The sequence below is a fragment of the Pseudomonas sp. B611 genome (assembly GCF_055407965.1).
The window spans coordinates 442,987-468,713 of the sequence record NZ_JBUZST010000003.1 but is presented as its reverse complement, the minus strand read 5'-3'; the positions used below and the strand labels follow the sequence as shown (position 1 = coordinate 468,713).

Annotated in this window: 19 protein-coding genes and 2 pseudogenes; 10 read left to right on the top strand and 11 right to left on the bottom strand. The window is 54.5% G+C overall.

All coding sequences use genetic code 11. The features are described from left to right. Nucleotides 1-48: 48 nt before the first annotated feature. Entirely contained in the window at nt 49-546 is a 498-nt protein-coding gene (locus tag ACZRMO_RS10385) for a hypothetical protein (RefSeq protein ID WP_463972765.1), read from the top strand. Nucleotides 547-654: 108 nt separating this feature from the next. Here ACZRMO_RS10385 and ACZRMO_RS10380 read toward each other — a convergent pair whose 3' ends face one another. Beyond that, nucleotides 655-1,605: a DMT family transporter gene (locus tag ACZRMO_RS10380; protein ID WP_463972764.1), complete on the bottom strand. Its 951-nt coding sequence runs from the start codon at nt 1,603-1,605 to the stop codon at nt 655-657. A gap of 91 nt (nt 1,606-1,696) precedes the next feature. Here ACZRMO_RS10380 and ACZRMO_RS10375 point away from each other — a divergent pair. After that, nucleotides 1,697-1,810, top strand: a pseudogene (locus tag ACZRMO_RS10375) (LysR family transcriptional regulator); the annotation flags it as partial. 128 nt (nt 1,811-1,938) lie between these two features. After that, nucleotides 1,939-3,101, top strand: a protein-coding gene (locus ACZRMO_RS10370; RefSeq protein ID WP_463972763.1) for an IS3 family transposase whose coding sequence is annotated in 2 segments (ribosomal slippage) — nt 1,939-2,194 and nt 2,194-3,101 — 1,164 coding nt in all. Because the reading frame shifts where the segments join, the coding sequence is not laid out codon by codon here. 1,507 nt (nt 3,102-4,608) lie between these two features. On the opposite strand, the pseudogene ACZRMO_RS10365 reads toward ACZRMO_RS10370, so the two are convergent. Continuing rightward, nucleotides 4,609-4,778: pseudogene (locus ACZRMO_RS10365) on the bottom strand (IS66 family transposase); the annotation flags it as partial. Between the two features lie 523 nt (nt 4,779-5,301). Between ACZRMO_RS10365 and ACZRMO_RS10360 the strand changes: the two are divergent. From ACZRMO_RS10360 to ACZRMO_RS10345, 4 genes are all read left to right on the top strand, one after another. After that, nucleotides 5,302-6,513, top strand: a complete 1,212-nt coding sequence (locus tag ACZRMO_RS10360) for an ImmA/IrrE family metallo-endopeptidase (protein ID WP_102879539.1) — start codon at nt 5,302-5,304, stop codon at nt 6,511-6,513. Nucleotides 6,514-6,515: 2 nt separating this feature from the next. After that, a complete protein-coding gene (locus ACZRMO_RS10355; protein WP_157815126.1) occupies nt 6,516-7,664 on the top strand; it encodes a beta family protein in 1,149 nt (382 codons plus the stop codon). Nucleotides 7,665-7,992: 328 nt separating this feature from the next. Beyond that, nucleotides 7,993-9,963, top strand: coding sequence for an ATP-dependent nuclease (locus ACZRMO_RS10350; RefSeq protein ID WP_102879538.1), 1,971 nt, complete (start codon nt 7,993-7,995; stop codon nt 9,961-9,963). A gap of 2 nt (nt 9,964-9,965) precedes the next feature. After that, complete coding sequence (locus ACZRMO_RS10345) at nt 9,966-11,852, top strand: UvrD-helicase domain-containing protein (protein ID WP_102879537.1); 1,887 nt, start codon at nt 9,966-9,968, stop codon at nt 11,850-11,852. Between the two features lie 23 nt (nt 11,853-11,875). On the opposite strand, the gene ACZRMO_RS10340 is transcribed toward ACZRMO_RS10345, so the two are convergent. Together ACZRMO_RS10340 and mobH are read right to left on the bottom strand one after the other, a co-directional pair. After that, complete coding sequence (locus ACZRMO_RS10340; protein WP_463972762.1) at nt 11,876-15,703, bottom strand: nSTAND3 domain-containing NTPase; 3,828 nt, start codon at nt 15,701-15,703, stop codon at nt 11,876-11,878. Nucleotides 15,704-16,020: 317 nt separating this feature from the next. Further along, nucleotides 16,021-17,745, bottom strand: coding sequence for a MobH family relaxase (mobH, locus tag ACZRMO_RS10335; protein ID WP_102880071.1), 1,725 nt, complete (start codon nt 17,743-17,745; stop codon nt 16,021-16,023). Between the two features lie 221 nt (nt 17,746-17,966). Here mobH and ACZRMO_RS10330 point away from each other — a divergent pair, with 221 nt between their 5' ends. Next, nucleotides 17,967-18,164, top strand: a complete 198-nt coding sequence (locus tag ACZRMO_RS10330) for a DUF7740 domain-containing protein (protein WP_102880070.1) — start codon at nt 17,967-17,969, stop codon at nt 18,162-18,164. Between the two features lie 137 nt (nt 18,165-18,301). On the opposite strand, the gene ACZRMO_RS10325 is transcribed toward ACZRMO_RS10330, so the two are convergent. Together ACZRMO_RS10325 and ACZRMO_RS10320 are read right to left on the bottom strand one after the other, a co-directional pair. Then, the gene (locus ACZRMO_RS10325) at nt 18,302-19,261 is read right to left on the bottom strand and encodes an ArdC family protein (protein WP_102879535.1); all 960 of its coding nucleotides are present in this window, start codon (nt 19,259-19,261) and stop codon (nt 18,302-18,304) included. A 135-nt stretch (nt 19,262-19,396) separates the two neighbouring features. Continuing rightward, entirely contained in the window at nt 19,397-19,726 is a 330-nt protein-coding gene (locus ACZRMO_RS10320; protein ID WP_102879534.1) for a hypothetical protein, read from the bottom strand. Nucleotides 19,727-20,183: 457 nt separating this feature from the next. Here ACZRMO_RS10320 and ACZRMO_RS10315 point away from each other — a divergent pair, with 457 nt between their 5' ends. After that, nucleotides 20,184-20,582: a DUF3742 family protein gene (locus ACZRMO_RS10315; RefSeq protein ID WP_102879533.1), complete on the top strand. Its 399-nt coding sequence runs from the start codon at nt 20,184-20,186 to the stop codon at nt 20,580-20,582. Here ACZRMO_RS10315 and ACZRMO_RS10310 read toward each other — a convergent pair. From ACZRMO_RS10310 to ACZRMO_RS10290, 5 genes are all read right to left on the bottom strand, one after another. Continuing rightward, nucleotides 20,571-22,112: a conjugal transfer protein TraG N-terminal domain-containing protein gene (locus tag ACZRMO_RS10310; RefSeq protein ID WP_102879532.1), complete on the bottom strand. Its 1,542-nt coding sequence runs from the start codon at nt 22,110-22,112 to the stop codon at nt 20,571-20,573. The genes ACZRMO_RS10315 and ACZRMO_RS10310 overlap by 12 nt on opposite strands. 10 nt (nt 22,113-22,122) lie before the next feature. Continuing rightward, a complete protein-coding gene (locus ACZRMO_RS10305; protein ID WP_102879531.1) occupies nt 22,123-22,431 on the bottom strand; it encodes a hypothetical protein in 309 nt (102 codons plus the stop codon). Between the two features lie 3 nt (nt 22,432-22,434). After that, nucleotides 22,435-23,817, bottom strand: a complete 1,383-nt coding sequence (locus ACZRMO_RS10300; RefSeq protein WP_102879530.1) for an integrating conjugative element protein — start codon at nt 23,815-23,817, stop codon at nt 22,435-22,437. Continuing rightward, entirely contained in the window at nt 23,814-24,770 is a 957-nt protein-coding gene (locus tag ACZRMO_RS10295) for a TIGR03756 family integrating conjugative element protein (RefSeq protein ID WP_102879529.1), read from the bottom strand. The genes ACZRMO_RS10300 and ACZRMO_RS10295 overlap by 4 nt, the downstream gene beginning before the upstream one ends. Nucleotides 24,771-24,875: 105 nt before the next feature. Then, nucleotides 24,876-25,130, bottom strand: a complete 255-nt coding sequence (locus ACZRMO_RS10290; protein WP_102879528.1) for a helix-turn-helix domain-containing protein — start codon at nt 25,128-25,130, stop codon at nt 24,876-24,878. Nucleotides 25,131-25,301: 171 nt separating this feature from the next. On the opposite strand from ACZRMO_RS10290, the gene ACZRMO_RS10285 reads away from it, so the two are divergent. After that, nucleotides 25,302-25,559 (top strand): LasR-specific antiactivator QslA, encoded by a 258-nt coding sequence (locus tag ACZRMO_RS10285; protein WP_102879527.1) that lies wholly within the window; start codon nt 25,302-25,304, stop codon nt 25,557-25,559. The last annotated feature ends 168 nt before the right edge of the window (nt 25,560-25,727 follow it).

Genomic DNA, 25,727 nt, shown 5'->3' with positions numbered 1-25,727 from the left:
ATCGTGCGGTAAGCATTGTTTAGTTCTGATTATCAACGAGGTGACACCATGTTCGGGATTTCAGCCCTTGGCTGGCTACATACAATCGGCAGCCTGCCTGCTATTCCACTCGCCGCGTATATGTTCATCAAGCATGGGCGCATCACTCCTCGTTCGAGAGCGGGTATCGCCTATTTCATCTCCATGATGATCGGTGGTCTTACTGTATTTCTGGTGGCCAAACAACCCGTTAGCCCGATAATCGGTGCAGTGACCATTTTGCTGTTGCTGGCCGGCTATGGCGTCGGTCGCGTTGGCTGGTTTGGCCGGGCAGGTATCTATTTTGAAACGATCCTTTTGAGCCTGACTGCGTTTCTGCTGATGGTGCCATCCGTTTCGGAAACGCTGCGCCGGGTTCCCGATGGGCACCCGATTGTCACCGACCCGCAATCGCCACTCCTGAAAGCAGCCTTGGGTTTGCTTGCACTGATACTCGTGGTCGGTGTTATAGCTCAGATGGTCTATCTGCGGAAGAAGGCGCGCGAAGCACTTCCCCGGGCGGCCTGAAAGCTGAATCAAGCGGGCAAAGCATGAGGCGTCATCGGGGCCGCTACCTAATCGAGGTCAAGCCGTACGCTATCGCTGCCAGACAGACAATGCCTATGCCTCCAGCCATCAACCAGCGCCCTTCAAGTGCGTGGTGGTGGGCTTTTTCAGCAGGATGACGCCTGAAATCAGGATAAGAGCCAGACCGGCCGCGGTCCGGCCATTGAGCACTTCATTGAACAGCAACGCCCCCCAGGCAATCGCGAAGATCAGGTAGGTGTAATCAAATGCACCGATGATCGAGGTCTCGCCGATTTGATAGGCCCGGGCGATGCCGGTACTGACCAATACCATTAGAATCGCCAGCACGACCATCACGCCCCAGTCGCTGATCGCCATCTGCGACCAGCCGCCTACCAGAAATCGCAGGCCCTCGTCGGCCGGCAGGTGAGGGCCGGTCTGTGCGACTACAATGCTGCCGACTACCCCCATCAACAACAGGACAATGTTCAACGCCAGGGCCAGGTGCATCGGCACCTCATTGGCGCACTTGCCCTTGGTCACGACCGCGGCGAGGGCATAGAAAATCGCCGCGAGCACGGGCAGCAGTGTCCATAGGTTGAAATCAGCCTGACTGGGCGCGAGCGTGACCAGCACCCCGGCGAACCCCACCAGAATGGCCAGCCATTTTCGCGGCGTGACATGCTCGTCCAAGGTGACGGCCGAGAACAAAGCGATAAACAAAGGTGTCGTGTAGATTGCCAATGCGGCTATGGTCAGGCTGATGAAGGGCAGGGCACTGTAAAAGGCGACCCACATCAGGGCGAGCAGCAGGCTTCTTGTCCCTATCCACAAGGGGGAAAGCGGCCGTTGCTGCGTTGTGCCGCGACGGTACATCAACAAGGCGACGAGCATGCCGATGGCCAGGATCGAGCGAATCACGTAGAGCTGCCACATCGATGTCTCGGCGCTGGTGGCCTTGATGAGAGCGTCTGACACTGACAACAGGAACACCGAACCTACGACGATGAGGATGCTTTGTCGGTTTGCAGCGGCGGTAACGGTTGTGGTGGCAGACATGATGGATCCTGATGTGATCGACCTGGAGGATTCTGGTTGAGCTTGTATTGCATTTAAAGTGACTTATGGTTACGCAGGAGGAATGAACATTATGGATAATTTCAAACGCTCACTGCCCCCACTTTCCAGCCTGGTTCCCTTTGAAGCCGCGGCGCGTCTGGAAAGTTTTACCAAAGCCTCGGATGAGTTGCATCTCACCCTTGCGCTGGAGCTCTCGGTTGCTCACACGCTTGGACGGAGGAGAGCATCTTATCGGGCTACCTGCATTCTGTAGTGGTCTAATGAAACCGGACACCCATTTAGGCGAGAATGCTCGCCAGATCGAGGTGTCAGATGACCAAACAACGCCGTTCCTTTTCTGCTGAATTCAAACGCGAGGCTGCCGACCTCGTGCTCAAGCAAAACTACAGCTACATGGAAGCCAGCCGTTCACTCGGTATTGGCGAGTCAGCGTTGCGCCGCTGGGTTGACCAGGTTCAGAAAGAGCGCCAAGGCGTCACTCCGCAGAGCAAGGCGCTGACCCCAGAACAGCAGAAAATTCAGGAGCTGGAAGCCCGGATCGCCCGGCTTGAACGGGAAAAATCGATATTAAAAAAGGCTACCGCGCTCTTGATGTCGGAAGATCACGAGCGTACGCGCTGATCAATCAGCTGAGCGTCCATGAGCCAGTTGATTGGCTGTGCAAGGTGTTTGAAGTGACTCGTTCGTGCTACTACGCCCAGCGCCTTAGGCGCCGCACGCCCGATGTTGAACGGCTTAGGTTGCGCAGCCGGGTGAGCGAGTTGTTCACGCAAAGTCGTAGCGCTGCAGGGAGCCGCAGCATCCTGTCGCTGATGCGTGAAGACGGTGAGCAGCTCGGTCGATTCAAAGTACGCAGCTTGATGCGCGAGCTTGATTTAGTCAGTAAACAACCCGGCTCACATACCTACAAACGAGCGACAGTAGAAAGACTCGATATCCCGAATACCTTGAACCGTGAGTTTGATGTGCCAGCCCCGAATCAAGTCTGGTGCGGCGACATCACCTACATTTGGGCCCAGGGGAAATGGCATTACTTGGCGGTCGTGCTGGATCTTTGCACGCGCCGGGTAGTGGGCTGGGCGTTGTCGGAAAAGCCGGACGCTGAACTGGTGATCAAGGCCCTTGATATGGCTTACGAGCAGCGTGGCAGGCCTTCGGGTCTGCTGTTTCACTCGGATCAGGGGGCGCAATACGCAAGCCGGCTATTTCGTCAGCGATTGTGGCGTTATCGCATGCGCCAGAGCATGAGTCGCCGAGGAAATTGCTGGGACAATGCGCCAATGGAGCGCGTGTTCCGCAGCTTGAAAACCGAGTGGATACCGACCACGGGCTACAGAACGGCTCAAGAAGCCCAGCGCGATATCAGCCACTTCTTGATGCATCGGTACAACTGGGTTCGACCCCTCCAATTCAACGGTGGGTTGGCGCCAGCCCGGGCCGAAGAAAAACTTAACGTCGTGTCCGGGATTAGTTGACCACTACATTCAGCGGTGTTTGCGAAGAGCAATGGGAAAGTTTTCGAAAGGGAACTGTTGAGCGTGAGGTTGGGGGCATCATTTTTAAATCCTCTAAAGGATGCCCTCAAATATGCCCTTGACCATAATCATTCACTGGAAGTGGATGGACTTCCACGGTCTATCAAAAAGCAGAAATGATCAGGTTGAACAGGCTTCGTGACGACGCTTAGAGACTCTCAGGGTCGCCGAAAAACATTTTGACTGGGCTCTAGGGCGGTAGTTACAGCCTGAAAAAATAGAATTGTGCCCCCAGTTTTGCCCCCGTTCGCACCGGGTGTACAAGCGATCGCGAACGGCGATTTCCAACGGCCTCAAGTCTGGCAGTGCCTGGATCAGTGTATTTCGTTTGGGCTTCGGTGTGGGCTTGAGGTTTCTTCGCGTAAATAAGTCTAGGGTTGTTTGAGATGAAGGTTTGATCGGCCACTTCCATAGCGGCCAGCGGTGCGGTGGCGCCCAATGCCTGTGCTCGAGCATAACCTCGGGCATCACGCCAATCCGCAAGATGCGCAACCACTGTGTGCCGATGGGGCTTGGGGGACAGCTGGGCTTTCAACAATGACGCCGGCATGAGCGGTGAGGTGCACCAAGCCTAATCGGAGCAGGTCGGTTTCGGCCCCTATGCGATAACTGCGTGCGAAGCACAGGAATTTGGCAACCTGGGCCGCGCCAAGGATCTCAACTCTTAGAGTATTTCCGCCTTGGCCCCGTGCATATCTGCCTACCCCAGGTATGGGGTGCTAGGGGTCGAGTGTTCGAATCACTCCGTCCCGACCATATTATTCAATGACTTAGCCCAATCTGAAAAGGTTGGGCTTTTTCATGCCTGAAAAATACTCCCACATTTACTCCCACGGATATCTTGGATCTTAATAGCTTTACCATTTGAGAGGCTTGGTTGTGTTCGAGTCTCGTCCGCTGCGCCATATTTGCTTCCACTAAGGCCCACTTAACGCCTGGAAGCTACGGAAATAGCGGCCTTGAGCCGCTTTTAAGTGGGAGTTTTTGGCGAAGTAGCTTGATCAGGCTGCTTTTGAGCTCAACGACAGGACAGTAGTTGACCGAATCCAACAGTTTCTCAGCGATTGCGAGGTTAGCTGGCTTGTTGTCAAACTGAGTGAGCCAAAGTTTAGCCTTTTCCTGCTCCTTGAACTGTGGCATCGCGGTAATATCTATTGACTGTAAAGCGCCTAGTTTCGCCCCGTCTTCACCAATGGGTGCTGCCTAGGGCACAGAATAGTGAAATCAGGCGGGCGTTGCTTGCCCGAAAATTTCAATGCAAGCAGCCAGTGGTGTATGAGCGCCAAGGCCGCCGATCAGGGTAATGGGTCATCAGGCACGACCTGCGAGAAGCATTGGGCTCGTCCCTGGTGAACCTTGGTGATTTGGTATGCGTCCGGGCCTCCGTCTTGCGTAACTAAGCCGGTTACCATCTGTGCGGTAGCAACTCGGAAATATCACTCGCCCGCTACGTCGGTAGGCGCGTGAGTGCATCCTTCAGATGGCATACGGGTCATGCCCGTTGAACCGTGCCGGTTGGATCAGACTCATGAGCGCTACCGCTCGTTTGTCGCTGGGCAGTGAGCCGTCAAGTGGCCAATTCTTGCGACTCCGCGCCCACGGCCGGATCTGATTGTCGGGTTGTCAGGCACGGTTACCCTCATCCAACCCCCTAAGAACCGTGCATGCGAGTTTCCCAGCACACGGCTGAAGCCTCCACAAAAGCAATATTAACTAAGCGGGGTGCGGGGGGTCTTCCTAAAGGAGCATGTGTTCTGCTAAAACGAATAGCGATGGTAAAAGGCCATGACTTGGCCGTGTTCCCATATTGGGAATATAAATTGACGATGGCCGCTTTCCGACGTATTCTAATCCCAAATTGGGAACACATTTATGTATCTTTTTGGTAGGGACAAGCTCGAAAGCCTTAGGGGGCGAGAGAGGGCTACAGATCTTTGGGTGTCAGCCTGGCTTTCAGAGGTGTGCCATGCGGCGTGGGCCGGACCTGGGGATGTCTTGACGCAATTCCCAAAGGCACTAGAAATAGGCTCTGGTAAATACCGTTTTTCAGTGTCTTCAGGGCTGCATGTTATAGAGGTGTTTGTGAGCTTTCCGCAAAAAGTCGTTTTGATCACCGGTTTGGTAAATATAGAAGATGCAAATGGATACTAGGGTAATTCGCACAGAAGAGCAGCATAGAGCTTACTTGGATGAACTCCATAAGCTCATGACTCTTATGCCGACCCCTGGATCTGAAAACAGTGAGCGTCTTGAGTTACTTATCGTGCTGATAGAGGCATATGAGAGCAAACGCTATCCCGTGGAGCTACCTGATCCCGTTGATGCCATTATTTTTCGTATGCAAGAGAAAGGGTATAAACAGGCCGATCTTATACCCTATTTTGGAACGCGAAGTAGAGTTTCAGAGATATTGTCGAGGAAAAGACCATTAACTGTCCCGATGATCAGAGCCATCTCAATCGGGTTAGGTATTTCAGCAGAAACACTTATAGGTGTGGGTGATTCTGAAAGCCAAAAAACAAAAAATGACATTGATTGGTCCAGATTTCCCGTTAAGGAGATGATTGCAAGGGGGTGGATCCAAAAGTTTGCTGGAAAAGTATCGCGCTCAACTGAGGATATTGTTCAAGAGTTTATATCTCAAATTGGATGGCAGTTCGGGGATACGGCTTTCAAACGCTCACTTGCTGGGGATGCTTATTCACCCACAACTAAATATGCTCTTTATGCATGGCTTGTAAGGGTGATTCAGAAGTCTCGTGAAAAAAAATCTTCAATCGGTGTTTTTAGTGAAAGTGTCATGTCAGCTTCTTTTTTACAAGAAGTTGCTCGCTTAAGCTGGTTTGATAATGGGCCTTTGCTGGCGGTAGAGTTTTTGCAAAAAAGTGGTATCGCCCTGATAGTGGAGCCTCATTTGAAGGGCACATTGTTGGATGGGGCAGCTTTAAAGGATGTAGATGGACAACCTATAATTGGTATGACATTACGTCATGATAGGCTGGATAATTTTTGGTTTACGCTGTTGCATGAGCTTGCTCATTTGTGGAAGCACGTAGGAAAAAATGAAACCTTTCTCGATGATTTGGATGCTACATCTGAAGATAAGAGAGAAGCCGAAGCGAACCGCCTTGCTAGAGAGGCGTTTATTCCCCGTATTTTATGGCGGCGTAGCGAGGCATGCCTTGCTCCAAGTCGTGAAAATATAGATAAGCTATCAAGGGAGCTTAAAATTCATCCTTCTATTATCGCGGGTAGGATAAGAAGGGAGACGGAAAATTATCAGTTGTACAATGACCTGATCGGGCATGGGGATGTAAGACGTTTGTTTTTTAATACTTCAGAAGGTGAATGAAAATGCAATCAACTTATATTCCAATACTCAAGGCTAAAGAAGGAGAGTTAGACGCGTTAGGCTGCCTTTTTGAGAGCACAAGGAACAATCTTAAGCCTTGGTTTGACGTACCTCAGATTACAGACAAAGACAAGGAAAAGTTTAAAGGAAAGAATGTCTCAGTTGTAGAAGCGTTTCTTACAAATATTGCTCATGCCATCTCTAAAGTATGGAAGCACAGGGATGCTTATGTAGATTTGCCTCTATGGGCGCCTAACGCCCAGACTGAAGGTGGTGAACATGTAATCCAGTTTTTTTGTAAGCAAGCAGAACATTTTGGAGTGAGAGTTACTCCCGTTGTGGATTGTATGCGTTGGGATGATCCGATATATGTATACGCATTCAAAGGATTAACTCACAAGGCAGATAAGGAGGTCATTCTTAGGCTTGTGATGAATGTTGACTCTGCGGAAGAGATGGCCGAGGAAGATGAGTTTTTAGCCAGGCTGGAAGATATTGCAGCTACTCTTAACTATGATCCTCGTGCGACAGCAGTTATGATCGATTTTGGTGATGTCACATCCGCAAAGTATGAGATCCCAAAAATAACCACGCAGGCCGAGCGTGTAATTGAAATTTTTAGGCGTGCTGGGCATCAAAAATTTGTCGTCTCGGGTTGTTCAATAGGTGCTTATATTTCCTCGGTTGTTCCATTACCGAGCACAGAGAAAACAGTTCCTCGCAAAGAAATGCTTGCATGGAAAAGTATTGTTTCTCTGCAAGGCTTTAAAGATGTAGGTTTTTCCGATTATGGTGTGAGGGGTCCTGGCTCTCTAGTATCGGGTGGGGCAGGCAATCAGAACGGTAAAATTAGATATACCATTCAGGATGGCTACTTTATCGCCCGAGGCTATCAATTAAAAACTGGTGAGAAGGGTGGTCAATACTATGGCCTTGCCCAGAAAATTATCGATTCTGGATATTATGAAGGGCCGGAATTTAGCTGGGGTGACAAAGAACTCCTAGATTGTAGCCACTGGGCGTTTAGAGGGTTGGCATCAAAGTGGATTGCTATTGATACTACTCACCATGTTGAGTATGTTTTGAAGGAAGTTGAAGAGTTTAAAAGGCAGCGTGTTATTGTTGAGGCTAGATCAGTTGCTGGTGTTTGATTTGAGTTTTTTAAGGCGTTCTAATATTAATAATAAATTTAGAGGTGCTGAGTTTCTTGCTCAAACGGAGCATCTTTAGGGGGGCTTCTGCGATTATATCTGGATTTGCGTGTGATGGCTAAAGTACAAGACGGCTTCATAGCTTCCAACGGCAACACCAGTATGCCTGAACGAAGCCAATGTCTATTGGCTCAACAAGGCCTGGAATGATTTTCAGCGGTCTGAGTTGAGTATTTACCGATTAATCGATCGATCTATCGGTACCGCACTTGACCATCAAGCGACTACACCAAACAATCGAGACTCCAAGTCTGGAGGTCGTATAGATATGTTCATTGAGCGGCTCAATCTGATCAATTTCCGATGCTTCGGTCCTGAGGCGTTGACGATTGATCTCACGCCCGGTCTCACGGCATTCATAGGCGTCAATGGTGCAGGCAAGACCGCGGTGATGCAGGCGCTTCAGCGGCTCTTCGGCATCACCGGGGAGCATCGGCGTCTGAGGCTCCATGACTTTCATATTCCCGCCGATGAGACTGCTGCGCCGGTCCAGCGTACCTTTGTGCTTGAGGCAATCATCGCTTTTCCCGAACTGGAAAATGGAGGTGATGGGGTAGCTATTCCGGAGTTCTTCAACCAGATGGCCGCCGACGAAGCAGGCCGGCTGAAATGTCGACTTAGGCTTGAAGCAACCTGGACAGATGACGGATCACTTGACGGGTTCATTGAGCAGAAATATCGCGCAGTTCGTAACCTCGGAGAATTCAACGAGGCTGATTGCATTGAGCTGAAGGCTATCGACCGCAATCGCATCCAGATGATCTATGTGCCCGCATCGCGCGATGGCGCATCCCAAGTAACGGCCTTTCTGCGTGGACGTTTATGGCGTGCAATCAACTGGTCTCAGGGTGTTCGGGACACATTCTCCGAAGCCGGTGCCACACTGAATGGCGCCTTCGCCGGTGAGCCTGCTGTCGACCTCGTTGCAGCCGCTGTGCAGCGACGTTGGCAAGAGGTCCATAACGCAGGTACTGAAACGACTCCACTGTTTCGGCCAGTCGACCTGCGTTTTCAGGAGTTCATCCGAAAGGTCGAAGTAGTTTTCCATCCCGATATAGCAGGCCGTGAGCGCGCGCTCGACGAGCTGAGCGATGGACAGCGTTCGCTGTTTCATTTAGCGATGACGGCAGCAACGCTGGATGTCGAGGGCGGTATCGCCGATGACCCGGAGGCGGCTGGATTCCAGCCTGGCGGAGTGCCTCTGCCTGCATTGACGCTCATCGCGGTCGAGGAACCGGAGAACAATCTCGCTCCTTTCTACCTTTCACGCATCGTTCGGCAAATCGAAGATTTAACGAGCGGGAATCGAGCTCAGGCGGTTATTTCTAGTCATTCAGCGAGCATTCTTGCGCGAGTTGATCCGTCGCAAGTCAGGCATTTCCGTCTCGACCCAGCCAGCCGAACTGCCCGGGTTAGGGCTATTAAGTTACCGATCGGTCAGGAGGAAGCATCGAAATTTGTGCGAGAGGCCGTCCGCACCTACCCTGAGCTTTACTTCGCCCGCTTTGCGGTGCTTGGGGAGGGCGCCACCGAAGAAGTGGTGCTGCCACGCCTCGCCGAGGCGATGGGCTTCGACATAGATCGTTCCTTCGTTGCCGTCGTTCCCCTCGGTGGGCGGCACGTCAATCATCTGTGGCGTCTCCTGGCTGATCTCGACATCCCCTACGCGACGCTCCTCGATCTTGATTGGGGGCGTGACGGCGGCGGATGGGGCCGCATCAAGACAGCATGCGCCCAACTTTTAGAAAATGGTGTTTCGCCGCAGGCAATCTTCGCACAGCCAGACCCTGCGGGGCCTGCATCAAATCTGGCTGTCTTTGATACGCACCTAATAACAGACTTCGTCGGTTTGACTAACTGGGCCACTTCATTGCGACGATTCAACGTGTTTTTCTGCTCTCCTCTGGATCTTGATTATTCGATGATGCGTGCCTTTCCTGCTGCGTACCAGGTTCTTGAGCCCGGTCGACTGGGGCCGTCGCAACGGGGTGACCCACGTACGGCGGTGCTGGGCGACGAAGGTCAAGGCTACCTCTATGGTGCAGACCAAGATCAACTCTTGCGATGGTATCGCTATCTTTTCCTTGGGCGTGGTAAGCCCAGCACGCACGTCCGTGTTCTTAGTGCGCAGACATCCCAGGATTTAACAGCAGGCGCTCCAGAGGAGTTGCGGGCGATTCTGACATCCATTGCTGCCCGTCTAGCGCCACCTGTACCACCCGCACCGCCAGTGCTTTGATCATGCCAATCATCCGATCACAAGATTGGCGACCACGAGGTATAGATGACCTTGAGCCTGACGCGTGGCGCGCATTGCGCCAAGCCGGCTCGACCTGCGTTATAGCCGGTCCGGGCGCAGGAAAGACCGAGTTTCTCGCACAACGCGCCGTTTACCTACTCGAAACGGGGTTATGCCCAGCGCCTTATCGCGTCCTGGCAATCTCCTTCAAGAGCGATGCGGCAGAAAATCTCGCCACACGGGTTCGCAAGCGGTGTCCGGCTGAACTGGCTAACCGCTTTACTTCGCTCACCTTCGACGCCTTCGCCAAAGGCTTGGTTGATCGGTTCTTGTCAGCTATTCCCGCTCACTGGTGTCCGACCCGTCCATACGACCTCGTATTCCCCACTCGTCGGCAGAAAGAGGGGTTCTTGAACCTTTCCAGCAACACTGCTCCCCCGCAATGGCGGACTGAGATCGCGGGCTTTCACGCTGAAAGTTTTGAAGCTCGCCATGTCGGTGCCTACCGTCTCCCTATCACGCAACAAGCGCCGCAATCGGGTGCGGAGTTCATCATCCAGCGCTGGTTGGCAGGACAGCTAGCAACGCAGCCCCGGTCCACCCTCACATTTGTAATCATCAATCGATTAGCTGAATTGCTCTTGCGTTCCTGCCCGCACATACGGCGCGCACTCCAGTTGACCTATCCGTTCGTCTTTGTGGATGAATTTCAGGACACAACCTTCGCGCAGTACGACTTCCTGCTCTCGGCATTTAGCGGCGGCGAAATTGCTGTGACGGCGGTCGGAGATGACAAACAACGCATAATGACTTGGGCTGGTGCACGAACCGATGCCTTTGAGCGGTTTGCGATAGATTTTGCTGCTACTCGCATTCAGCTACTTTTCAATTTCCGATCCTCGCCAGATCTCGTCCGAATCCAGCATGTCGTCGCAAGAGCGCTAGATCCCCATAGCGCGCTCACTGTGGCCCAGGCTGTGCGGCAGGTCGACGGCGATGTCGCCCAGGTTTGGAATATTCCGACGATTTCGCGCGAAGCCGAATACCTTGCGCGGTGGCTCGCGACCGATATGGCAACGCGCGGCCGTGCACCTCGAGATTACGCAATCTTGGTCAAGCAAAAGTCCGACGATGTCGAGGCCGATCTTGCTGCGACGTTTGCCCAAGCGGGCCTACGACTGCGAAATGAAAGCCACTCACTCGGACGTACGACTCTGCAGGATCTACTCTCAGATGAGTTCGCTAGAATTGCGATCGGCTTATTTCGACTCGGTTCAACGCAGCGCGCTCCGGACGCATGGCAAATATGCTCTGCTGCACTCTCGGCAGTGCGAGCGTTAGCGGACGGTGACGACATCACCGAAGCACGCACTGACGCCGAGCTCACAGCCTTCTTGGCGACGATGCGAGCGGAGATGAGAAACACTCCCCCGACGGAGGTGAGTGTCACGACCCTCGTAAACCGAGTACTGGCATTCCTGGATCTCTCAGCAGTAGCGCGAACCTACCTTGAATATTCATCAGGCGATCTGCTCGCAATCATGGTCGAAGCCTTCCAGTTGCATCTCGCCGCTTCGGCGAGGGGGGCTGCGAACTGGACGATCTGTCTGGATGCCTTTGAGGGCCTCGAGCAAATTCCACTGATGACCGTCCACAAGAGCAAGGGACTCGAATACGACACCATTGTCTTCGTCGGCCTTGATGATCATGCTTGGTGGGCACACACACCGGGTAACGCCGAAGGCCTTGCAACTTTTTTCGTGGCACTCACACGCGCCAAGCAGCGCGCGATCTTTGCTTTCTGTCGAGAGCGCGGCCAGCGGCGTCGTGTGGCCGAGCTGTATCAGCTTCTGAGCGACGCTGCCGTTCCCGAGATCACTACAGACTAGTGCCGCGCCTCAAATGGTAGGCGTCATGGTCCAATCCAATCAGTTGGGGGCCAAGGTGCGTAAGTTTGCGTGCGCAACTGGGTGGCATTGTTGATTGCCTGATGCCGTCGTTGTTCTAGAAGTGCCAATAACTCCGGGCTGGTGATACCTAAGGTGGTGAACCGCCTCTGCAGGATGGAGTAAGTATCGGCGAACTGTCCGTTCCATTTGTCGATACAGATCTCAAGGATGGAGGCGAGATGCGGACCATGAAGGTCGATGCCGGGCATACCTTCTTTTAATGCTGCTGTGAATCTCAACAAGGCCCCATCTTCCTTGAACACCTCCCAGAATCCTCGTTGATCCTGTTTCTCTACTAGCCAATCGTCCAACTCGCTAAGATCCCGCAGGATCACCGGCCCCAACACCAGTACTTTTTTCAGCCAACGTTCTCGCGTCTGTGGATCGGGCGCCCGACCCAATAGCAGCTTCCAGCTCTGTGGCAGAGGGTTCCCTGAGCGCGAAGTGACCCGAATCAGAATGTCGAGAATTCGTTCGCTGTCAGAGGTGGCATTTGCCCGGATCAGACGTGTCACGACTTGGTCTGTCTCATGCCAACCTTCGCTGGCCAAATGCTCCCACATGTCATTGAATAAGGCATGCTCTGGTAGGCTCGCAATCAGTTCGAAAACAGGCATCCAAATGTGCGAATTGGCTCTACCGATACCGAGCTGACCCAAAGGACCTCTGACGCCGTAAAATATGTCCATCACCGCCTCAAGTAGTGGCAGTGGCAGCTGTTCTACAAGCTGTTTTGGTGAGGAATCGACCGTCAATCCCGAAGGAAGAATCTGGTGCAGTACAGAAGACGGGGTTTGACTTAGCATCAGCAACGCCGCAGATATCCATCGGCTGTCCGGGCGTGGTTCGAGACAAACTTTCATAAGCTTCTGATGCTCAACATCTGTCAGCTGCTCAACGTGGTGTATCAAGTCTGCAGTGAACGCCAGTACCGCTCCCGAGTCCTTGAAGGCGAGCAGGTGTTCAATGCGCGACTTTCTCAGCTCTGGATGCATCCTTGTGGCATGCATCAAAATCTCGACAACACCTAGGGCAAAGTCTGCAGGAATACGCTGATCGTGAAGCATGCGCTCGAGCCAACCGGTCCAGGCATCGCAGATGTCGATCATCTCGGCAGGTTGCAGATATTTTGTTGACTGAAGACAAACATCGTGGAGCCGAGCGTCAACGATTGGTGCGTTGTGTGGGAGCGAGCTCAATGCAATCGGCATCAGCGTGGCAAAGATCCGCCAGGGAGTCTGCTTTCCCGTGTGCTCCACACGACCGAATAGCAGCAACTTCGCGATGACGACTGTTGCTGCGCTGGGGACGCCAACTTGTCTTGCCAAGCCTTCCAGAATTAGCGTTCGCCGCGGTTCTGTCCATTGGTTCCAGCCTTTAACCGTTCCTTTAAGAGCTGCAAGCGCTACCAGTGGATGGTCCTCGCGGAAAATGCGCAGTATGACCTCGTCGTCGTCCGCTCGCGGAAACTGCAGCCACAGTTCGACTGCTTCCGCGCGAATTACGGCCTCATTGAAACTAAGCAAACGGCCCATGCTGCCTAAGGTCATGGTTTCCAGGTTGTCTTTGTAATAACTGAGCACTCGAGCTGCCTGCTCAGGCGTTGGTAACGGGCTGTCCTTAGCTCCCCATAGGTCTAGCTCTCCCTCGTCCAGTGACGGCTTCGCTCCCCAGTTCCCAAGGTTACGAAACCCCTGTCCGGCCTCGTCTGACAGGCGCGCCTCACCGTTACGCCATTCCATGTCATCGAGGGTCAAGTAACTGACTGCTGACACCCACTGAGGTAGCCGATGGCGTACATCAGCCTGAAGTACGCTCAGGTGGCGAAGTAGAAAGTTGAAACAAAGGTCACGAGTCGAAGGAAAGACCGATTTCAATCCACGCTCGGCGTAGTCGACTATTTGCTGGCGAGCCTCAGGCAGTTGAACGAGGCTCTGGAAAACCCAATCGAGGTTACGTGCAGTGGCGCGAGATGTGCTTGGTATCCAACAGAATAAGCCTTGGGCAATCACTTTGGTGACCCGGTCGACGTTGAACGAATTGACGTCGTCGAGACTAGCCTCTGCAGCCGAGCGATAAAACGGGTGACTGAACGCAATATTTTTTTGTGCAACTACCTCAATGATCCTCTTACTGGCCAGCGAGGCGAGTTGTGCCTCTTTGTCCCTGTCTTGAGGAATGGATGGCATTGCAAGTTGCTCTAACGGAATACCGAAAAGATCATCGAACAGTGAACCTGCGGCTAAGATCGCGGCTTCTGAGTCCTCGTTTTGTTTGTCCACCAAAACGGCCAGCATCTGTGACGAAATCGGCTCGCTGACACTGGAGGCGACAGACATTCCCAATAGGATGCTGCTAAACCCTTGCTCCGTGAGAGCGTGTCCGAGGCTAGCTGCATCGACCCTCGCGAAACGGTATAGGTTGTCCAGGTCACAGCCTCCCTCATACTCGTAATGGTGGCTGGCCAAGTGGAGCAAGCAACCGGGCTCTAAATCCAAGGCCCCTTGGTCAACAGCATTTTGCACGTATGAGCGAATGGGATCGGGGACTTGCTCCGTAGATGCAAACTGACTCCACAGCTGTCCCTTGAAAAGGCTGCCGGACTGGCCCAGATCCCACCATTGGTGACCTGCCGTTTTCAGAAGATTCAAGTTCGCTTTGCGACTGGCGGTCAGCAGATGGTTTTCCACTTGGGCGACGATCAGTTTTCGCCGAGTTCCTCGGCTTAACTCGATTGTCAGTTGCTCGAGTCGACGAAGGACCCTTACCGGCTCGACCACCGAATGCGTTCCACCGAGAGGGTCGTCCAATACCACCAACCGACTCGCTGTACCTGGTTGCGATAGAAATCGTTCTGCGTCGTCGATATCAGAGTACCGTCGTACTTCATACCCGAGCTGCTCGAACTCTGCAGCGACCCAGCGCGCAGAAGAGGTTTTACCGACTCGTGGCAAGCCCGAAAGCAGCAGTACGCCATGACGAGACAAGTGAGTGAACCATGCCTGCTCCTGGCCACGTGCGACATAGTCCGTGGGGCGGATGCTCAGGGGAGCAATGGTGTTGAGCAATGCGCGTACTTTTGGGAATGAGTCGATCAGGTGGGTAAGGCTTTTCGATGCGCTAACGATCTCCCGTAGCTCAAGAATAACCTGGTCAATTCGATCATCAGGGACACGCCAAGACCGCCTCAAATGTTCGGAGCAGCTCGCTAGCAAAGAGTTGTTGCTCACCCGTTCAAGGATGATCAGCCGTTGAAAGGCATCGCGTATTTCCGATGTTGAAAGCTTCCCGGCCAGCGTCAGGCAGTGATTCTTGCGCTTGATTGCCAAGTCCTTATCGTCCTCATGGGGCGAAGAACAGCTGGACCATACATCAATGAATGCCTGGGCATCCGTCACCTTGATCGGCTTTCCGTGACTGGCGCCCAACCAATCAGGTGCCACGGAATAAAGCGCCGTCTGATCATCGCAACGACCGGAGACTATGAACAGCACGGTAAGCTCTGGGTCGTCCAATAAACGCTCGAGCAAGGTGTCGTTACTTTTCCGTGGTGGGCAATGAGCCAGATATTTGGCAATGTCCAACAGCTTGACCGGTAGCTCCGACCCTTTGATTTGGATTTCTACCCGGCGGCCTGTTGCTGTGCCATCAAATCGGATCTCCCCGTCCTCTCCACCCAGAGGTTCGACGTAAAAGTTCGCTTGAGTTTTGTTTTCGAAGCGCAACATCATTTCCAGGCAGGCCAAATCCTGAAAGTTGAACTTCTCGGGTGCAGTGATGGCGATGGTCATGGAGATGGTTTACCGACGAAAAGTCTGAACAGTGACAACGTCACGGTTGTCGCGGGAGCGATTTTGATCGCTACAGAGCATACAAGTCGGTGGGCGGACTTGAAACCCGAGATGGGGTCTCTTCCTGCAAAACATTTAGGTCGTCTGTCAAGATCATCATATCTCTTCTAACGATTGCTCTTGCCGTGCCGGTGATCTGCATCCTGACGTGGTACCTCACCAAGAGTACTTCCGGATTTATCACCCAGCGTCTTGGATAACGAAGGCGTCGATGAGGCAGTCTCGCGCTTCGACCCGAAATGAGATCCTTGGGGGATTTAAGCTTTCTCAATTTTAAGAAAGGGATTATCGGGTGGTATCCATTCAAAAAATAGCTTCGGTTCCTCAATCAGATATCCCTTCAAAGTGGCTGTTTTCCTGGGGCCGTGCACTTGGCACGTCCAGATATTCAGACCGTCCTCACGCTTCCTGTGGATCTTCAGTTTTTCAAACTGCTTCTGTACCCAGCGCCATTTTTCAGTTTCTTGATCGGCCCCCTGTGAGATACCAGGAAACTCCTGCGCGTAGCGTTGGAAGAGGCCAGGTGTGACCAGTAATACGCTGCCACTCACCGTGTGGATTTTGGCCTTGCTGTCATTGATGATCAGCTTATGGCTGAGGATGCCTTCCTTGAGCCAATTCAGGAATGCCTGACCAGGGTTGTCCGATGGGGGATTTGAGATTTCGAGGGTGCCTGCTGACGATGCGTTGCTGGCCTCAGGCTCTTCCAGCTCGAACATATCCAACAACGTTCCGAGATAGTCAGCGTCTTCTATCGCCCTGGGATCTGCCAGCGAAGAGCTTTGACGCGATCCTGTACTGACAGTCTCGGGCGCTGCTGGTGATGCCGGAGTGTCAGTCGGGTGGTCATCGAGTGCCACGCTCACCGTTCCGCTGAAAGTTTCGGGGCGGTCTTCGCTTCCCCAGATTAATGCCGGCTGAAGCCTTAGAAAGGTGAAGCTCTGCTGCCAGTTTCCCTGTGCCACGAGCGCGGTCCAGATGGCTTTGCCTTCGGGGGTAGACTCGACCAGCCCATGCGATTGTAGTTCGTCGAACACCGCGATGTTGGATGAGGGAATGCCCTCTATCGCTTGCGACAGCAGATAGGCTCGCAGCTTGTCCGTGACCGTCTTGCTGACCAGCCAGAGTGCGTCCTGGGTCAGCCATCCCGCGGCACCCGGCTGGTTGAGTTTCAGCTCGTGCTGAACCAGATGACGCAGTCCGCTGATCAAGTGATGTTGCAGCGAATGAATCGGCGCTTGCAGCGCCTTGCTCGGGTTACCACCGATGTTCTGTGCGGTGGAAACTCGGTCGGCCTGCATCACCAACTCACCGAGCACGCCGGCACGTTCGTACTGGCCCGCCAGGACATACAGCAGACTGGCCCACAGTGGCGGAAATCCACTGAGCCAATCGAGGATTGGGCGGTCGAGAATTTGGGTGTAGAGCAAGCCTGCGGCGGCGCCGTGCAGGTGGTAGTCACGACCCTTGATGTAACGAAAACGGTAGGGCTGATCCAGGGAGCCCTGCCAAGGATGCCAAACACGGCCATCCTGGCGTTCGACCAGCAGGTCCACGGCGATCTTGCCGATGTCATGCAGCAGGGCGCCATAGGCGATGCCAGCCGACCAGGCATCGGTCTGGGCGGCTTGGTCTTCGGGCGCGGCGCCGGTGGGAAGCAGATACGACTGACGCAGTTTCAAACTGCAAGCGACCAGCTCCAGGCCATGGTCGAGCATGCCACCGAGATACGCATGGTGGTGCGTCTCGCTGGCCGGGAGTTGCTGGACCTGTTCGGCGTAGCGATGGATCGGATTTAAGTAGAGCTGGGTGAATTGGACGTGGGAGAGGGCGGTGTATTGCCAGATGCGATCGAGTAACTGACGGCGGTGCTCCACTGCTAAGAGGGTATGGGCTGACTCGATGGACAGGTAACCTTCGGCGACGTTGACGGTCGGTGGCGGAGGGGGCTTCTGCCTTTTGTGGCGAAACAGACTGAGCATCGTGACCTCCGGAAGTGGCTGGGTCATCGGCCTTTTAGCCTTTTCGGATAGCGCTCTTACCCTTGAGTGCCCATTCCCTTCCAACCCTTACCCGTCCTTTTGGCTCGTGTCCCTTTCTGCGGCAATCGGAATATTGATACTGCTGGATATCGTTTTGTTGGGGGCTAGTACGGCAAAGAAAAGAGTCGGTACACTGCGGTGCATATTTTTTGGGCCTTACCATGAACCTCACTGACGCTACGCTCGTGCTGCTGCTCGCGGCACGTATCCATGGGACCGACGAAGCCGTCAGGGCCTCGGCGAAGAGCGTGGTCAAGAAGTTGCCGCGCAGTAAGCGCGATCTGATCTACAAGGTGATCGACAGCCAGAGTCCCCTCGAGCTGGTGGATTTTCTGGCGCAGAACCTGGATGCGGATTGACATGCTGCGGGTGTGCGCCCCTCTCTTGTTCATTGCGTGAGGGGCCCAAGGCGTGATGCCTTCTGTTTTCTGGAAACAGAAAAAAGGGCTCAACTCGCGTTGGGCCCTGTGAAGCGATTGCAGCGGTGAGGTAACGATTAAGCTCCATCGTTCATGCATAGCGAATCAACTAGGACCGCTTGCTTCAGTTGCTGCTCCAGGTTGAGCACATACTCCGATGCGCTTCGGGCGTGACCACTGGCGCGAAAGATCGCGCGTTTGTCAGCCTTGAGCAGGCCGAGCCAGGAGTCGATGTAGCCCTCGTGCCGCAGCTCCCCCCGTATACCGGCGTAGGCACATAAAAAAGCAGCGCCCATCTCGGCGATCAACTCCTCAAACACGTAGCCTGGCGAGCCGAAAGGACAGGATGACGTCACACCCTCGCGTTGCAACCGAGAGTGATGCCCAGTCCAGTGCGTCAGCTCGTGAAGTGCAGTGGCGTAGTATCCACCCTCGTCTTGAAACTGCGCTTTTGTCGGCAGATGGATGAGATCCCTGATCGGGTGGTAAAAGGCTTCGTTGGCAGATCGATGAACGATGTGTGCACCCGAACTTAACAGCAGATTTTCCGCAGCGCTGTTGGGCTGGAAGGGATCACTCTGTTCCGTCTCGAGCAGGGTTTCATTGAGCATTTCGAGCCCCTCCGTTTGCTCGATGTTGAACAGGAAATGCGTCCGGAGAATGCCAAAGTGAGTGACCTTGAGCTGACCGTTTTCATCGAGTACGGGTTGGCCTGACTCGCTTTGCTCCTCACGCTCCATCGGCTTGTAGAGCACCGCCAGGGTACTGTGCTCACCCTTACGGATGTGCCCACCGGTTTTTTTGGCTTGGTTGAAGGTCAGCCAACGATCTTGAGTGAATCCCTGCAACCTGGCCTCGGCCCAAAGCAACGGTAAATTGATGCCCGAGTAGGGACGACGCGTGATGGCATTGATGGGGTAGGGTTGATGACCGATGTAAGCTGAGCCACTTGAGGACCAGGGTTTGATCCAGGGGGCAACGCCTTGGTCCAAAGCGGCAACGATCTTGTCAGTCACGTCTTGGTAGATATCGCGCATGGCATTTTCCTCGAGAGAAAACGAAGGAACGCCTTACCCGTCGGGGAGGGTTCCCCGATTGGGTGTGGGTGGATTGATGCAGGTCTTGCATGCCGTCTGAGTGTGGATCTGAGCGTCGAGTACAGTCGTGTGCACTCAGCGCTGGTGCTCTCCTACAAGAGCGATCAGCAATGCGCCAGGCTGGTCCGGCTCTTGGAGTAGGCTGAGACTCAATTGCAGCAACGGATCATGGTCTAAGTGATCTGTTGGTTGAATGTGTACTACCTCGAACAGTACATAGGGCTCGTGTGGAGAGGCGAGGTGAGCCTCGAAGGCTGCGCGCAATACGTGGCTCAGCCGATCGACCTTCAGCTTCTCAGCGTGATCTGAACACTCGAGCAGTACTGCGCGTTGCCACGCGCCAGGAGTGAACACGATGGGCAACCGAAGGGTGTTCAGTGTTTCCGGTGTAAGTAAGTCGGGCATGGTATGTCTCCGTTGAATACGCGAAGAAACCTGTCCCGTGCGGGGAAAGATTTCCCCGCAGTGGGTTGAAGAAAATCAAGAGGGCTTACCTCACGAGCAGCGCTCGAAAGGCGCTCAGAAGAGCAGTAGGCGTTCATCACCGTAGAAACGGTCACCGTGCGAGCCACCGAACGCTAATCGCACTTGGGGAGAACCATCACCGAAGTGAACGTAGCCTTGAAGGCTCTGGCTACCTGGGAAGGTGCTGTCGATAACAGCGATCCATACCTTGTATTTAGCCGGACGATTTGTATGGGTCAATGACTGTAGAGACGCTGTTTCACGGAGCTTGTCTTCTGTCTTCCAGTGAAGATTTTTCGGCTGGGGCAAACTGATAAACGGTCAGGCACGGGCCGATTTCAGTAGTACGCTATTACTCCTGTCTCAATCATGAAAACGCTCAGAAGAGGGCGAGAACATGCAGACGCAGAATCCCGTTCAAGTTTCCCGTGCCCACCGCTGGGTCTACACATGTGGCATGTCGGTAAAGCGTGGTTACCGTAAGTTGAAAACGTTTGAGTACCGCGTGGTTGAGCGTGCGGTGACGGCAGGTATGCCCGCAGGTAAATTACTTGTTCGCGGGAGTTTTTTGATTGCCAAACTGGCATTGATCGGAGGATTGCTTTTTGTCAGTGCTTGGATGGTTACTTTCATTGTGATGATGCTGGCTGTCACTACTTTGCTATGGCTCAGAGTTTTTATTGGTGCCGATCAACAAGAGAAAAATCCAGGGCCAGACTACCTAGGTGCTGACCTCTACATCGGTGACTTCGACGACAATGGGCATTATATAGGCGACAGCAAGTCATCTAATTGAGCGCTTAGCAGCACCCAATATTTGATCCGCACCTTTGCTCGCTGAGTCACTTGCAGCTTTGCTACCGTTCGCCAACATACCTTGAATCCCGTTGCCGACTGAATATCCTGCCCAGCTCATGGCTCCTAGAAATAGCATCGGCAGCACGATGAACATCGCCCCCATCACATACTCAATTACCTGCGCCGTGACAGTCCCATCCATAAACCCGGATGTGGGCAGCGATAACAGCACTTGATTGGAAGCCGAAACTTGGTTGTACAAGGTATCGAGCATGCTGGAGTCGACCCAGCGCGCCAGCTCCCACCAGAAGGTCAGCATGTGTAAGGTGAACAGTGCGAACGTCACTGTCATGACGGTCTTCAACTGATAGGTACTGACCAGCAGGATCAACGGCAAGCTGATGATGACGCCCATGATGAGGAAGGCCTGCACCATTGGCAGAGCGGCGCGTAGTGCATTCATTGCCGGGAAGTTGCTGAAGGAGCCGAGGGCCAATCCGGTATTGGTGGCCAGGTTATTAAGCCCCTGATTGATCGAGCCGCCACGAGCGCTGGAACCATAGTCCTGGTACACCTGTCCGGGCGACATGGACATCGATTGCTGGCGCGGGCTGACCAACTCACGGAGGGTGGCATCCTCTATCTCGTTGCCCGAACGGCCAGTCAACCAACCGTTCAACTGAGTCAGCAGCGAAGGATCGACCTGCTCGATCAAGCGCCCGCGCAAGCCGACACCGCTGTCGCTCCACCACTGCTTGCAGGTGGGGTAGCCCGCGCCATTCTCTAACCGAGGCAAGGAAACATCGCGGTTTTCATCATAGGGCCAGTTGACGCGCGGCCTGCGTGAACGATCCGTATCGTAGTAGCCGGGCGTATCGAGAAAAAAGTTTGAGCCGATCCAGGACGCGTCGTGACTTTGTGCCTTGTCCAACTGCGGACGGTTGGTGAACAGCCGAGAGCGGGAATAGCCATAGCAGTCGCGGGTGAAGTCGGCGACTTCCTGCAGCAGTACCTGGTTGTCGATGCGCGAACTGTCGATCTCCATGCGCATCTGCCGGATATCCGGTGCGCAAGGGATAGAGGCAGTGGCTGACGCAGTCACGCCTTTGCTCAAGGCATGCACCAGAAACCACCAGATCGGCACATTGGCGGAGCGTTCGCCGATAGTATTGAAGGTCGTCCCCCAGGCGGTTTCCGTCGGTTTGGCCACACTCACGCCGCAGCGCTGACTCGCCGCATCATCGAACGCCATCGATGCGAGGCTCAACGGAAAGACCGGCGCGCAACCGAACAACACGACTATGTAGGCCAACCACAATCGGTTCTCGATCCGCGGCACCGAGAGCAGTCCCTTGTTGCCTTCATCCGCGCCTTGCTGACGGGCAGACAACCACTCCTGCAAGATGATTGCACCAAAGGGCGCAGCGAATAGCCCGGTGTCGGACAGGACGCTCCAGAGGCCGTTGTTGATGATCCAGGCCAGCAGGGAGAGGTAAAACTCCAGGTAGCTGTTGGTGCTCATAAGCATGGGGGTGACCTCACAGTCGGGTGAGTTCGACGCAGGTAAAGAGCACGAACCCTAATGCCCCTATGCGTTGCACGCGTAGTCGATCCTGTGGTCGATGTCGGTAGCGTCGAAGCAGGTTCCACCAGAGGGCAAAGAGGGCGCCGTAAAGTAGGGTGCGCCACCCCCGCAGATAAGGTCGTGCGGATTCGAATGCCTGCTGCCAGGCCTCGAAACTACCCAGCGCAGTGCAGCCGATCCAGGCGACCAGTGCGGCGGTCAGGATCATCACCGCGGCAATCCCCAGACTCGAAAGCAAAGTGAATAGCGGTGAGCGTTTCACAGCTCACTTGCGCCTGGCGTCAGCATTATTCAGTCGACCGGGCTCGGGGTCGCCTTGCTCGACGGTGCGCGAAGCATCAGCACCGCCGGCATGCCGATCGAGCACCAGGCTGGCGGTGTTGGTGGCCAACATCTGCCGGACCTGCAGTTCGGTTTGCAGCAGGCGTATTTCGCGCTCCAGAGCGTCCATGTTTTTCGTCAAGGCGGTTTGGGCCGGCTTGGCGGAAGCAATGTTCGGTTCGTGACTGCCCGCCAGTAACGTGCGCAGTAGCAGCAGTGCCTTATCGAGTACGCTGGATAGGGCCGTCTCGCTGGCCAGGCGTCTCGCCAGCAGATCCTGGTCGGGATCGTCGCGCAAGGCTTCGATCACGCCACGGGTCACCGGCAGCATTGGGCTCGAGGCTTTAGCCAGGTTGTCAGGGGTAGGCGACAGTGAACCGGACAGCAGCCCTTGCAGGCCCTTGAGACCTTCGCTGTAGGCCTCCTGGATTAGCGGCGTCAATCCGCTGCCCGCGGTTGCACGCAGGGTTTCGCAGCTGTCGCAGGTCGAGACTTCGCTCTCGCCCAGCACGCGAACGGCCCATTCGGATTCCTCCTGGGGCGAGGTCCATGTCTGGCAAATAGCCCCACCCAGGCAATCGCCGCTACTGATTGAGGCACTGTCATCCACCGACCGGTTATGCAGCAGGTTATAGCCTGCGCGCACTACGTCGGCGGTCACTCGGATGGGTGTCTGCCCGCTACCTCCAGCCTTCTGGCCGCCGACCCAGGACACCCCATTGTTGCCGTTATGGGTCTCGGTGTTTTTTACCGCCGCCACCGCATCACCGCCGGTTTGCTCCAGATTGCCCTGCATTTCCTCGTTCTTGGCCAGCGCACCCCAGCCGGCTTGACCGACCTTGTCCGCCATCTTCTCGGCCATGGCTTGGCAGGTCAGTTTGGAGCGATCGAAGTCGATACGCCCTTGCATCACCCCGTTACTCAACAACTCGTAGAGGCCGGGGTTGGCGCGCTGGATGATCAACGCCGGCAGCGACATCACCGCTTGGGTCGCGTTCTGCACGATGCTGCCCATGATCTGCTGGAAACCTTCGGTGGCGCCGTTCAGCTGGTTTTGCAGGGTGTTGGTGAGGCTCATGTTTCCGCACATCATGTTTGCTCGCCAAGAGCCACCGACGCCGAGACCGCTGGGTCGGTAGAGCGAGCTTGGTGAGCCGACTGCCGAACCGCCACCGATGGTGTACATCACCCGGTCATCGAGCACTTCGCCTTGAGTGCCCAGGCGGTAATCGCCCTCGGCGGCGTGGACATGGAGGACAACGGTCAGCAGTCCGTAGAGCAACAGACTCACCACGCCCAACCATGGTCGTGCGAGAAACCGACTCATGACGCACCGCCTTCGAAGTCGATGCTGAACAGAAAGGTGTGCCCCTCGCGCTTGCAGCAGGTGTAGGGACGCCACAACGACCAGGCGTAGCCGCCATCCGCACTCTGTACCGGATCACTGGGGAAGATGGCGCATGTCGGTTGAACCTGAGGGTAGAGCAATTGCCATTTGTGGGTCGAAGCGTCGTTTTCAACGATCGGGCCGGGTGGCCAGTAGCCGTCGCGTTTGGCGGGCGTGAGTGGTAAGTACACATGCGGCTGCCAGTTGCGGGTAATCACATCGCCCGCCCGTTGCGCCATGACTGCGGCCGCCTTGAAATCGTCGGGCTGTACCAGAAAGCCTTGGCGGGGATAGACGTTGCCCCACATGTTTCCCGAAGCCTGACGACCGATTTCTCGTATCCCCGGCATGAGAGCTTCGGGGTAAAAGCTTTCCGGGATGCCATGGCGCCACGCCAGCGAGTCCAAGGTGCTCAGGTAGTAGGGTATGAAAGCAGTTGCACCACTGGCGCAGGCATAGCCAGATTGCGAAGCCAGTTGCGTTGCGATCCAGCCACCGGGGTGGCCGATGCCATCGACGTTCTTGAAGCGGGGCAGGTTGTCGCGGTGAGTGTTCGGGGTGATTAGGTTGCCGCCACCTTCCGCACCGCTGATGGGATAGGAGAGGGTGGCCATTTCGGTCCAGGAGTTATTGCCGGTGGTGGCGTAGCTCGAGACCACCAGCTCAGGAATGAAATGACGAACCTTGGTCGAGGTTTTGACTGTGCAGCCGAAGGGCGTGCAGAGGAGCCAGAAACAAATGCCGACGACCCTATATTCGAGACAATTTGGCGAAAGCACGGAAGACGTGATGCTGCCGGTGTCCAGAGCCATGCTTGGACCGCACGCTAGCAGGACGCTCAGCGCAAAGGGCCGTAGCTTTGTGGGCGGGATTGAGGAGCAGGCAACAAGCATGATCCAAGCTCTCGGTGGTTGGCCTGGGCAGCGTCGGTTACGGATTGAATACTGTCAGCGGTAATTATGAAGGCGGATCTATCGGATTTGTGAGACGTAAGACTATTATTTGACGTGAAGGGAACTGCGCAGGATATCGGCATCCACAAGTAACTGATCTGCGGTAATTTCAAAAATATTGGCGAGCTTGCACAGAACCAACAGCGACGGATTGCCCGTGCATCGTTCGAATTGACTGACGTAGGTGCGATCCACCTCGGCCATGAGCGCGAGCTGCTCTTGGGTAAGGTTTTTCACGCGTAGCATCAAGCGGATGTTTTCCGCCAGCTGCAGACGAAGCTGTTCGTAGTCTTGAGTCATGCGCGCAAATTGCGCCTTGAGGGACTCTCAATCCACGGGATATAGCCAATACATTGGTATTGATCTAGGCCATTTGATGCTCATTCCTGTTATCAAGCGTTCATTTGGTGTCGTTAAGCTTTTCGAAGCTGGGCCCAGCGTCTAACAAAAAATCAGAAATCTAGGGTGTGTATGGACGAAAACTACATTTCAATTCCGGCGGCGGATGGTAGCCCAAATCTTCTGACACCTTGGGGCAGCGAGTTTGCGCCGATGATCGAACGTGGGGTGCAATGCGCTCAGGCTTGGCTTGATACGTCCGGCGAGATTCCACTGTGGTGGGAGCTGGCGCAAACCCGCAAGACCTTTCCTGTCGGTGACTGCCAAGATGCATTCGAAGCCGGGTTCTTGTTGAGCATCCAGCAGCGGCTTGGAGGCGCACAGAGGTGATTCACTACTCGCAGGCTGAGTCGATGTGCATTGGCACTGTCACAAGGACAGCAATTTGAATCTCTGGAGGCTTTGAAGCTTTGTGCTTTTGCCCCGTCGTTGTAAGACCTCGATCGAACCTCGGCGAGATAGACCAATGGCGGCAATACATAACTATCCAGGCACACA